The 9,834-nt window shown below is 69.4% G+C and carries 12 protein-coding genes, 1 other RNA gene and 1 pseudogene; 7 read left to right on the top strand and 7 right to left on the bottom strand.

The annotated features are described in order from the left end of the window. The 3 genes from ACWCO3_RS25545 to ACWCO3_RS25535 form a co-directional block, all read left to right on the top strand. Positions 1–188: Scr1 family TA system antitoxin-like transcriptional regulator (locus tag ACWCO3_RS25545; RefSeq protein ID WP_450012410.1), on the top strand; the 188-nt coding region annotated here is incomplete at its 5' end. Then, positions 175–366 (top strand): DUF397 domain-containing protein, encoded by a 192-nt coding sequence (locus ACWCO3_RS25540; protein WP_357936425.1) that lies wholly within the window; start codon positions 175–177, stop codon positions 364–366. The genes ACWCO3_RS25545 and ACWCO3_RS25540, both read left to right, overlap by 14 nt. A 122-nt stretch (positions 367–488) precedes the next feature. Beyond that, a complete protein-coding gene (locus tag ACWCO3_RS25535; RefSeq protein WP_358166319.1) occupies positions 489–680 on the top strand; it encodes a DUF397 domain-containing protein in 192 nt (63 codons plus the stop codon). 54 nt (positions 681–734) lie between these two features. On the opposite strand, the gene ACWCO3_RS25530 is transcribed toward ACWCO3_RS25535, so the two are convergent. Beyond that, entirely contained in the window at positions 735–1,487 is a 753-nt protein-coding gene (locus tag ACWCO3_RS25530; RefSeq protein ID WP_450012407.1) for an alpha/beta fold hydrolase, read from the bottom strand. Between the two features lie 65 nt (positions 1,488–1,552). Here ACWCO3_RS25530 and ACWCO3_RS25525 point away from each other — a divergent pair, with 65 nt between their 5' ends. Then, positions 1,553–2,080, top strand: coding sequence for a PadR family transcriptional regulator (locus ACWCO3_RS25525; protein WP_357936419.1), 528 nt, complete (start codon positions 1,553–1,555; stop codon positions 2,078–2,080). Positions 2,081–2,172: 92 nt separating this feature from the next. On the opposite strand, the gene rnpB is transcribed toward ACWCO3_RS25525, so the two are convergent. After that, positions 2,173–2,588, bottom strand: an RNA gene (gene rnpB, locus ACWCO3_RS25520) — RNase P RNA component class A. 127 nt (positions 2,589–2,715) lie between these two features. Between rnpB and ACWCO3_RS25515 the strand changes: the two genes are divergently transcribed. Next, on the top strand, positions 2,716–3,477 hold the full coding sequence (locus ACWCO3_RS25515) for a sulfite exporter TauE/SafE family protein (protein WP_450012404.1): 762 nt from the start codon (positions 2,716–2,718) through the stop codon (positions 3,475–3,477). Between the two features lie 101 nt (positions 3,478–3,578). Here the strand turns inward: ACWCO3_RS25515 and ACWCO3_RS25510 are convergent, their stop codons facing one another. Next, entirely contained in the window at positions 3,579–4,811 is a 1,233-nt protein-coding gene (locus ACWCO3_RS25510; protein WP_450012402.1) for an MFS transporter, read from the bottom strand. A gap of 54 nt (positions 4,812–4,865) precedes the next feature. Between ACWCO3_RS25510 and ACWCO3_RS25505 the strand changes: the two genes are divergently transcribed. Continuing rightward, positions 4,866–5,324 (top strand): MarR family winged helix-turn-helix transcriptional regulator, encoded by a 459-nt coding sequence (locus ACWCO3_RS25505; RefSeq protein WP_358166334.1) that lies wholly within the window; start codon positions 4,866–4,868, stop codon positions 5,322–5,324. A 157-nt stretch (positions 5,325–5,481) separates the two neighbouring features. Here the strand turns inward: ACWCO3_RS25505 and ACWCO3_RS25500 are convergent, their stop codons facing one another. Then, positions 5,482–6,372 (bottom strand): NmrA/HSCARG family protein, encoded by an 891-nt coding sequence (locus ACWCO3_RS25500; RefSeq protein WP_450012399.1) that lies wholly within the window; start codon positions 6,370–6,372, stop codon positions 5,482–5,484. 87 nt (positions 6,373–6,459) lie between these two features. Between ACWCO3_RS25500 and ACWCO3_RS25495 the strand changes: the two genes are divergently transcribed. Further along, on the top strand, positions 6,460–6,999 hold the full coding sequence (locus ACWCO3_RS25495; RefSeq protein ID WP_145779580.1) for a TetR/AcrR family transcriptional regulator: 540 nt from the start codon (positions 6,460–6,462) through the stop codon (positions 6,997–6,999). A gap of 427 nt (positions 7,000–7,426) precedes the next feature. Here ACWCO3_RS25495 and mctP read toward each other — a convergent pair whose 3' ends face one another. The 3 genes and pseudogenes from mctP to ACWCO3_RS25480 all read right to left on the bottom strand — a co-directional run. Next, the gene (mctP, locus tag ACWCO3_RS25490; RefSeq protein WP_357936377.1) at positions 7,427–9,076 is read right to left on the bottom strand and encodes a monocarboxylate uptake permease MctP; all 1,650 of its coding nucleotides are present in this window, start codon (positions 9,074–9,076) and stop codon (positions 7,427–7,429) included. Next, positions 9,076–9,318 carry a DUF3311 domain-containing protein gene (locus ACWCO3_RS25485; RefSeq protein ID WP_145779578.1) on the bottom strand — a complete coding sequence of 81 codons (243 nt, stop codon included), beginning with the start codon at positions 9,316–9,318 and terminating at the stop codon, positions 9,076–9,078. The genes mctP and ACWCO3_RS25485 overlap by 1 nt, the downstream gene beginning before the upstream one ends. Before the next feature lie 153 nt (positions 9,319–9,471). Further along, positions 9,472–9,744 (bottom strand): annotated as a pseudogene (locus ACWCO3_RS25480) (histidine phosphatase family protein); the annotation flags it as partial. Positions 9,745–9,834: the final 90 nt, after the last annotated feature.

Raw genomic sequence — 9,834 nt, 5'->3', positions numbered from 1 at the left:
TGGCACGGGCCGGCGACGGAGTTTGGGTCGGCCACCTCGAAAATCAGCTGGGCGGGATCGTGGTCGACAACGAAGATGGGCTACATACTCTTCAGACGAGGTGGGAGAACGTGAGGAACGAGGCACTCCCGCGCCGACAGTCCAACGAGCTGATAAAGGAAGTGCACAGCCATCATGGACCTCACTAACGCCATCTGGCGCAAGTCCCGACGCAGCGGCTCGTCCGGAGGCAACTGCGTCGAAGTCGCCGACAACCTGCCCGGCGTCGTCGGCGTCCGGGACAGCAAGGATCCTGCCGGCCCGGCCCTGACCTTCGGCCCGGCAGCCTGGCGGGCGTTCGTCACTCAGGTCGCTGTGCGGCCGTAACCACTGGCCAGGCGCACGAAGGGCTTTGCGCCGGACCAGAGTGCCGCAAACGACCACGTCCCAGATCACCGCGCTACCGCTTCGGCATTCCACCGACCTGCTGAAGGAAGTTGAGAGCCATCATGGACCTCAGTAACGCCCGGTGGCGCAAGTCCACCCGCAGCGGCGCGAGCGGCGGGAACTGCGTCGAGGTGGCAAGCAACCTGCCCGGTGTTGTGGCTGTACGCGACTCGAAGGACGTCACCGGACCGGCATTGACCTTCGCTCCCGCTGCCTGGGCCACGTTCGTCGCCCATCCCGTCGAGCGGCGATAACCGACGCCAGACGCGTGGAAGCGCTCGCCCCCGACGTCAGGCGGGCGCGACGCCTTACGCCCGTAGTGCCGCGGCTGTGGCCGCGACGAAGCCGGCTGGATTGTCCAGCATGATGTTGTGTCCGGCGTCTGGTACGGCGACCACCCGCACGCCGGCATCGGTCAGTGCCCGCGCACCGGTCGGCTCGTTGTTGGCCGGGTGGAGGTATGTGCGCGGCATGGGCAGTTCGAGTAGCAGCTCACGCATGGTGGGGGTAGTGCCCCGGCCGAGATGCGCCGCAGTGCGATAGAGCGCCTCCGGACCAGTGAGCCGCATCGTCGCCGCCCAGGCCGCACCGACTCGGGTAAGCGTCTCAGCTCGGCCGTCGCCGTACACGAACTGCTCCTCGGTATAGCGGGCGCGGATGCCGACGCCCGGAGGCTGCGGGTCGAGGGTGGCGTCGACAAGGACCAGCGCGGAAACAAGGTGCGGATGGCGGGCGGCCAGGACGATGGCGACGGCACCGCCCATGCTGTGTGCGATCACCTCTGCGGCACCAACCCCGGCTGCTGTCAGTGCGACAGCCAGGAGATCGGCATGCTCCTCCAGCGTGTACGACGCGTCGGCCGGGCGGTCACTGATGCCGTGCCCGAGCAGATCCATCAGCAGGCTGCGTCGTCCGGCAAGGGCGGGGTTGGTCGCCACCGTCGCGTAGTACGCGGGCGAGGTGGCACCGAGCCCGTGCAGGTAGACCCGAGTGGGTTCGATGCCGGGGAGTTCCACCCAGCGGATCGTCGTGCCATCTGGTCGCACCTGGGCGCCGCGCATCACGTACCTCCTGACAGCCAATACCTCGCCGTCGAGGTATCACGTTGCCGAGGTAAGTTAACACGGTGTTGGAGTTCGCGATACTGGGCTTCCTGGCCGACGCCCCGCTGCACGGGTACGAGCTGCGCAGACGCGTGGCGGCACTCACCGGCCACGTCAGGCCGATCGCCGACGGGACGCTGTACCCGACGATCAAGCGCATGGAGCGCGCGGACCTGCTGCGTCGCGACATACAGGCTGGCCAGACGGCGGCACCACGGCACGTGCTGACCCTGAGCGCCGCCGGGCACGCGGAGTTGCGGCGCCAGCTCCGCACACCCGACGAGCTGTTCATCACCGACGAGAACCGCTGGTTCACGCTGCTGGCGTTCCTGCACCATCTCGACGACCCGGCAGCCCAGGGGGCCGTGCTGCATCGCCGGCTCGACTTCCTCACCCAGCCGGCGAGCTTCTTCTGGGACGGCGACCGACCGCTGCGCGCCGCCGACTTCCCCGACAACCCGTTCCGCCAGGGACTGTTCCGCATCGCCACCGCCACCAGCCGCACCGAGATCGCCTGGCTGCGGGAAATGCTGACAGCACTCACACGATGAGGTGTCGCCCACGACCGGGCGACGGAGCCAGGCAGCAGCACGCAAGTAGAGCCGAGCCCAACCCGTGATCACGACTCTGAGTTGGCGGGCGACGGACGAGTCGACCTGTACGCCGGATTCTGTGCGCGACGCGCACCCCAAAGGGTTTGCGCCGGCGGCGGCCATCCATCTCGGCCTGCCGTTGCCGGCAGGCTCTAGCGGCCTACCCGCAGACATCGGGCGGGCAGCCCTCAAGCGTCTGCGCCGGGTCGTCATCTTGCGGTGACGGCCCTTGCTTGGCCTTGCTCCGGGTGGGGTTTACCGAGCCACCCCGGTCACCCGGGGTGCTGGTGGGCTCTTACCCCACCGTTTCACCCTTACCGTCCCCGTTGGGGTCGGCGGTCTGTTTTCTGTGGCACTGTCCCGCGGGTCGCCCCGGGTTGCCGTTAACAACCACCCTGCCCTGTGGAGTCCGGACGTTCCTCGGCGGCGGGCCGGAGCCCGCCGACGCGACCGCCCGGTCGACTCGTCCGTCGCTCTCCCATCCTAACGACGAGCGTGCTGCCGGTATTGCCGCCCCGCCAGACCAAGATCGCGCAGCTCACGGGCGGTCCGGCGGAGCTGCCTCGGAAGGCGACAGCTAGCCTCGTGGGGCTATGGATCTCTCCCACGCCGCGCTGCTGCTCGCCGCCGGTCTCGCCGCTGGCACTGTCAACGCGGTGGCCGGTGGTGGCTCGCTGATCACCTTCCCGGCGATGATCGCGGTCGGGTTGCCCCCGGTGCCGGCGAACGTCAGCAACTCGGTCGCCGTGTTCCCCGGGTACGTGGCCAGCGTTGCGGGCAGCCGGCAGGACCTGCCGCGCCCCCGCGCCCTCGCCACGCTGGTGCCCACGACCATTGTCGGCACGATCCTCGGGGCGTTGCTGCTGCTGGCCACGCCGGCCCGCGCGTTCGAGCTGGTCGTACCCTTTCTGGTCCTCGGCGCGACAGCGGTCCTGGCCTTCCAGGACCCGCTGCGCCGGCTGGTCGGTCACCCCCGGGACCTGTCGCCACGCCAGCGGACGGTCGCGGTGCAGACGATGGTCGCGGTCGGCGCGGTGTACGGCGGGTACTTCGGTGCCGCCCTCGGGGTGATGCTGGTCGCCGGGCTGGCCCTGGTGCTGGACGCGACCCTGGCGCGGGTGAGCGCGATCAAGAATCTGCTCTCCGCGGTGGTGGGGTTGACGACGCTCGTGGTGTTCGCCCTGTTCGGCCCGGTGAACTGGGCGGCCGTCGCGGTGGTCGCGCCGGCCACCCTGATTGGGGGGTACGCGGGCGCGCGGCTCGTCCGTCGGCTACCGCCCGTGCTGCTCAAGTCGGTGATCGTGGTGTTCGGTACGACGATCGGCCTCTACCTGCTCTACCGCGCCCTGACCTGAGCGGCGTCAACGCCACGATCCGCGCAACATCCGGGAAAGTGCTGCCTCAGCGCGTGCGGAGGCAGCAGTTTCCCCGAAAGTGCGCGGATCTTGAAGAAGAGTTAGTACGCCTCGCCTACCGGCTCTTCGGTGGTGTTCTCTGCGCTTGCGGCGCTGCGGTTCCAGCGGGACCAGAGGACCCGCTCGCCGTAGCCGGCGGCCATCACGTGCGCGAAGGCCAGGTAGACGAGGACACCGACGGCGAGCACCCCGAAGCCCACCCAGAACGGCAGGGCCAGCGAGTGTTCGGCGAGCTTGCCGGAGATGATCGGCGCCGGCGCGGCGGCGCCCCAGCGGACCAGGTTGAACGCGCCGGTGGCGACCCGGCGGTCGCTGGAGCCGAGGCCGAGGGCCAGGTCGGTGAGGTTGGCGTTGGCCATCCCCATGCAGAGTCCGGCAAGCACGAGCACGACGAGCGACTCGGCGGTGCTGGTGGAGGTGGCGAAGAGGACCATGCAGACCAGCAGCCCGGCGATGGCCACGCCGACGGTCTGTACGGCGCCGATGCGGTGGGCCAGCCGGTGGCCGATCACCAGGATGCCGGTGGCCAGGCCGAGACCCCAGCCGGTGAACGCCAGCCCCAGCGGGATGATGTCCAGCTTGAGGAAGAGCGGCGTGTAGCCGAGGACCACGAAGAACACGAAGTTGTACGCGGCGGTCACCGCGCAGAGGGCGATGAACGCCGGCCGGCGGAACGTGGCGAAGATCTGGCCGACGCGTACCGGAGGCTGGCGGTTGGCGGGTTCCCGGAGTTTGCGGGAGGCCACGCCGAGGGCGAGGACCATGAAGACGCCGCAGACGAAGAACGGCAGCCGCCAGCTGACCTCGCCGAGCAGGCCGCCGATCAGCGGGCCGACGGCGAAGCCGAGACCGAGGGCGGTTTCGAAGAGGCCGACCACCCATTCCCGATCGATGGCCAGGTTGACCAGCACCACCATGGCGGTGGCGAAGAACATCGCGTTGCCCAGCCCCCAGACGCCGCGTAGCACGGAGAGCTGCACGATGGTGTCGCTGAACGAGGCGAGGATCGCGGCGACGCCGACCACCGAGACGCCGGTGATGAGCACCGGCTTGAAGCCGAACCGGCCGCTGGCCAGCGTCGCCGGGATCATGCCGACGGCCATGACCGCGATGTACGCGGTGAACAGCAACTCGACCTGCCAGGCGCTGACGCCGATCTCCTCGCCGATGGCGGGCAGGATCGGGTCGACGACGGCGATGCCGGCGATGGCGAGGAAGGCCACCAGTGTGGTGGCGTAGATGGCACTGCGGTTCGGTTCGGAACGCCGATCCACTCCGACTCCTCAATTAGCTGTATCGTACAGGTACTTATTCTGTATCATACAGCTATGAGCGACGACGACGAGATCACCCTGGGCCGCATCGAGACCGAGGTGGCCCTGCTGATGCGCTTCGGCGAGGCGACCCGGCGGGCCACCGGCACCGCCGAGCACCGGGTGCTCGACCGGGCGGCGTACGTGATCCTGCGGCACCTGGACAACTCCGGCCCGCAGAACGTCTCCGCGCTCGCCGCCCAACTCAACCTGGACGGCTCGACAGTGACCCGGCAGGTGTCCGCGCTCCAGCGGGACGGCCTGATCACGCGTACCCCGGACCCGTCCGACGGCCGCGGCACCGTCATCTCCGCCACCACCGCCGGCCTGCAACGGATGGCGGCGGTGCGGTCCGCACGGACCCGGCTCTACGGCGACATGCTGGCCGACTGGAGCGACGACGACCGGGCAACGCTGGCCGCCCTCCTGGGCCGCCTCAACCAGGCCCTGGTGAACCGCAACCGCCGCCGCTGACCGCGCGCGGCGGTGTCGTGGTCCGACTCACCGCGCCACCTACCCACAAGATCGCGCAAGATCCTGGTTGTAGTGGCCTGCCGCACGACCCAACACCACTACAACAATGATCGAGCACGATCTTGCGGTGCACCCGCCGAGCCCGCCCGGCCGGGTTTCAGGAGAACGTCCGCCGCGCCCAGGTGCGGAAGTCGGTGGTGGGCAGGCCCAGGGCGCGGGTCATCTCCGGACGGGCGGGGCTGCCGATCTCGTTGATCCGCTCGACGGCGTTGACCATGGCGGGCAGCAGGCCGCGCTCGACGGCCTCCTGCGGGGTGAGCACCGGAGCGGTGATCGCCCGGCCGGTGACCTCACTGAGGATGGCCGCGACCTCGGTCATGGTGAGCAGGTCGCCGGCGAGTTCGACGTCCTGGCCGTCGAGCTTCCCCGGGTTCGTGAACGCGATCGCCGCGGCTTCGCCGATGTCGTCGACGGCGATCCACGGGAGTCGCGTGTCCGCGGCGAAACCGGTGATGATGGTGCCGCTGGACCAGTCGCCGAAGAGGTAGGACCAGCCGATGAGGTTCTCCATGAAGGTCGAGGGCTTCAGTACGGTCCAATGCGCGAACCCGCCGGAGCGCACCATCTCGTCGATGGCTGCCTTGCTCTCCCAGTAGTGCCTGTCCCACCGACCCTCGGCCCATCCGGGCTGGTTGCGGTGGAAGTCGCCGGCACCCGAGACGCTGCTGTGCACGACGTGCGACACCCCGGCCCGGCGCGCCGCCTCGACGACGTTGCGGCCGCGGGTCACCTCGGCGTCGCCCTGCAGGTCCGTCACGTCGGGGTACGGGATGGAGAAGAGGCCGTCCATCCCGTCCGCCGCGGCGAGCAGCGACTCCGCGTCGTCCAGGTCGCCGGTGACCAGTTCGGCGCCCCGATCCCGCAGAGCCTGGGCGCTGTCGGTGCCGGGATCGCGGACCAGGGCGCGGACCGGGACGCCCCGGTCGAGCAGCGCTCGGGCCGTGGCCCCGCCCTGCTTGCCCGTCGCGCCGATGACGAGAACAGCCATGATGCCTCCCGAGAGAACAAGTGGGGTGGCCCCCCACTTCTCGTCGGCTACGATATGGGGGACCACCCCACTTTCGCAAGGCGGGCCATGAGAGCGGACGCGCAGCGCAACTACGACCTCATCGTCACGGCGGCCTCCGAGGCGATCGCCCGCGACGGCGCGTACGCCTCGCTGGAGGAGATCGCCCGCTCCGCCGGGGTGGGATCGGCGACCCTGCACCGGCACTTCCCCACCCGGTGGTCGCTGCTCCAGGCGATCTTCCGGGGCTGTGTCCGCAACCTGGCGGCGCGCGCCGGAGACCTGCACGCCGCGCCGGACGCCCTCGACGCGCTGACGACCTGGCTGCACGAGGTCACCGCCTACGCCACGACGACCCGCGGCCTCGCGGACTCGCTCCTGAACGAGCCCGCCGAGGAGAGCGACGCCTGCGGTGCGACGCTCGTCGCCGCCGGTGCACCTCTGCTGCGTCGAGCCGTCGACGAGGGTTCGGTACGGCCCGACATCACCATGGGCGACCTGATGATCCTCGCCAACGGCATCTCACTGGCGGCGCAACCAATGGGCGCGGAAAAGGCGGAACAACTGCTGACCCTCGCCCTACAGGGAATCGGCCGCCAGCAGCCGTAGGGGCCGCCCTGGTGGACCGACGCGAGAGCTCCTTTGACTGCCAAGATCGCGCAAAATCCTGGTTGTAGTGGCCTCCCGCGCGGCCCTACACCACTACAACAAGGATCGAGCACGATCTTGGCAGCCAGAGCGCTCCAGGTCGCCGGCCTGGCCCGACGCGGCAGCCCGCCGCGCCCGCCAGGCCGCCGGCCCCGCCCGGCAGCCCTCGCTGACCCTGCTGCCCTCGCTGCCCTCGGCAGGCGCCCGATTCGTTTGCGACATCAGCTCGACAGCGTCTGAAACCACCTCACCGCCCCGCAACAACGACCCCCGCGACAACGATCCCGCTGACGACGACCACCCCAGGCCGACGACGGGCCCCAGACGACGGCCTGGACACAGATACGCCCGGGCACCGACCGACGTCGGCACCCGGGCGTACCAGCGGTCAGGCGACTGGTTCGCGGGCCGAGTCGGCGTCGCGGTCGGTGCCGGGGGTGACTCGGGGGTCGCCCTCGTCGGCGAAGTAGTCGTCCGGCTCGGTGCCGTCGACTCCTTCGTCCGCCTTCGCGGCCCGCAGCGCCAGCGTCACCAGCGCAGCGACGGCCAGGTTGACCGCCACCGCCACGATGCCGACGTAGATCGTCTTGGTGGTGTCGAACCCGAACTCGGACAGCGGGAACGCCGAGCCACCGAAGTGCTTCCGGGTCGGGCTGGCCACCTGGTAGAGCATCCACATGCCCAACCCCATGCCGACCGCCCAGCCGGCGATCAGGCCGGCGCGGTGGAACCAGCGGGTGTAGAGGCCCAACGCCACCGCCGGCAGCGTCTGAAGGATGATCACGCCACCGATCAGCTGGAGGTCGATGGAGAACTGCGGGTCGAGGAAGACGATGCAGGCCACCGCGCCAACCTTCACCACCAGCGAGGTGATCTTCGAGACGTTGGCCTCCTGGGCCGGTGAGGCGTCCCGCTTCAGGTACTCCTTGTAGATGTTGCGGGTGAACAGGTTCGCCGCCGCGATCGACATGATCGCCGCCGGCACCAGCGCGCCGATGCCGATCGCCGCGTACGCGACACCGGCGAACCAGTCCGGGAACTGCTGGTCGAACAGCAACGGCACGACGGTGTTGCTGTCGACAGTGCCCTCCTTGGCCCCGGGCAACGGCTTCACGCCGGCCGCGATGGCCATGTAGCCGAGCAGGGCGATCAACCCGAGCAGCAGGCTGTAGGCGGGCAGCGCCGACATGTTCCGCTTGATCACGTCGCGGTTCCGGCTGGCCAGCACACCGGTGATGCTGTGCGGGTAGAGAAAGAGCGCCAACGCCGAACCGAACGCCAACGTCACGTACTGGAGTTGGTTGTTGCCGTTGAGCAGGATGCCGTCGTTCGGGTTGGGCGAGGCGTCGAACTTCGCGTCCGCCGCGGCGAAGATGTCACCCCAACCGCCCAGCTTGTACGGCAGGTAGATGACCGCCACCAGGATGACGATGTAGATCAGGCTGTCCTTGACGAACGCGATCAGCGCCGGCGCGCGCAGCCCGGACTGGTACGTGTACGCGGCCAGGATGGCGAACGCGATGATGATCGGCAGGTGCCGGGCCAGCGCGTTGTCGCCGGTGACCCCCATCGTCTTGAGCACCGCCTCGATGCCGACCAGCTGCAACGCGATGTACGGCATGGTGGCCACGATGCCGGTGATCGCGATCAGCAGGGCCAGCACCGGCGAGTCGAAGCGCTTACGGACGAAGTCGGCAGGCGTGACGAACCCGTGCCGGTGCGACACCGACCAGAGCCGGACCAGCACCAGGAAGACCAACGGATAGATCACGATGGTGTACGGCACGGCGAAGAACCCGGCCGCGCCCGCCCCGAACATCAGGGCCGGCACCGCCACGAAGGTGTACGCCGTGTAGAGGTCGCCTCCGACCAGGAACCAGGTGATCCAGCCGCCGAAGCTGCGCCCGCCCAGGCCCCACTCGTCCAGGTGCGCCATGTCCTTCGGGGCCCGCCAGCGGGCGGCCACGAAACCCATCGCGCTGACCAGGAGGAACAGCAGGGAGAAGACGATGATCTCGGTGAGATGGTCGCGCCACATCAGCGGCCTCCACGCTTCTTGGTCATCTGGTACACCAGCGTCGTGGTGCCGACGCCGAGCAGGATGAACGCCAGTTGCAGCCAGTAGAAGCGGGGGAACCCGAAGACGCGGGGTGAGTCGCCGTTGAAGAAGGCCGGGACCAGCGGCACCACGATGGGAATGAAGAGCAACCAGTTCCAGGGGCTGTGGTCCTTCGCCCTGGTCGGCGCCGTAGTGGGCGCCTCCGGTTCGGGTGCAGCCATCTGACACACCTCCGGGGAGTCGAGGCTCTCGATGTAACGGCCGGAGGCTACGACTTTGTGACGGCCGTCACGCGACCCGTTCGGAGGGTGCTGCGCCGAACGGCCGGCCGGCTGCGCCGAACGGCGCGACCGACCGGCCGATCGGTGAACGGCTCAGAGAGCGGCGAGGTGGGAGGTGTCGTTGACGGTGCGGACGGCGACGCCGCCGTCGGGCCACATGTCGAGCACCGAGATCCCGGCCGCGTCCAGGAAGAGCCGGTGCAGGAACCCGTCGCCGGCGGCGAGGGCGTCGCGCAGCACCAGCTTGATCGGCGAGACGTGCGAGACGAGCACCACTGTCTCCCCGGGGTACGCGGTGAGCAGGCCCGCCACGACACGGTGGGCGCGTTCGGCGACGTGGGTGAACGACTCTCCACCCGGCGGGGCCGAAGACCTCCAGGGTGGTGGTCGGCGGCCCGCCGGTGCTGCTCGCCCGGTACGTCGCGCACAGCGCGGTCTGACCCGAGTTGGTCGGGT

The organism is Micromonospora sp. NPDC002411 (assembly GCF_053592955.1).
Note: the sequence above shows the minus strand (reverse complement) of the source record. Positions and strands in the feature narration are given on the sequence as shown.

What these genes read in the sequence shown, in the direction of transcription:
- ACWCO3_RS25505 (WP_358166334.1), top strand. Translation starts at nt 4,866, where the DNA reads ATGAGCGACGACGACGAGATCACCCTGGGCCGCATCGAGACCGAGGTG.
- ACWCO3_RS25530 (WP_450012407.1), bottom strand. Translation starts at nt 1,487, where the DNA reads ATGCGCGGCGCCCAGGTGCGACCAGATGGCACGACGATCCGCTGGGTG.
- ACWCO3_RS25535 (WP_358166319.1), top strand. Translation starts at nt 489, where the DNA reads ATGGACCTCAGTAACGCCCGGTGGCGCAAGTCCACCCGCAGCGGCGCG.
- ACWCO3_RS25485 (WP_145779578.1), bottom strand. Translation starts at nt 9,318, where the DNA reads ATGGCTGCACCCGAACCGGAGGCGCCCACTACGGCGCCGACCAGGGCG.
- ACWCO3_RS25540 (WP_357936425.1), top strand. Translation starts at nt 175, where the DNA reads ATGGACCTCACTAACGCCATCTGGCGCAAGTCCCGACGCAGCGGCTCG.
- mctP (WP_357936377.1), bottom strand. Translation starts at nt 9,076, where the DNA reads ATGTGGCGCGACCATCTCACCGAGATCATCGTCTTCTCCCTGCTGTTC.
- ACWCO3_RS25495 (WP_145779580.1), top strand. Translation starts at nt 6,460, where the DNA reads ATGAGAGCGGACGCGCAGCGCAACTACGACCTCATCGTCACGGCGGCC.
- ACWCO3_RS25515 (WP_450012404.1), top strand. Translation starts at nt 2,716, where the DNA reads ATGGATCTCTCCCACGCCGCGCTGCTGCTCGCCGCCGGTCTCGCCGCT.
- ACWCO3_RS25500 (WP_450012399.1), bottom strand. Translation starts at nt 6,372, where the DNA reads ATGGCTGTTCTCGTCATCGGCGCGACGGGCAAGCAGGGCGGGGCCACG.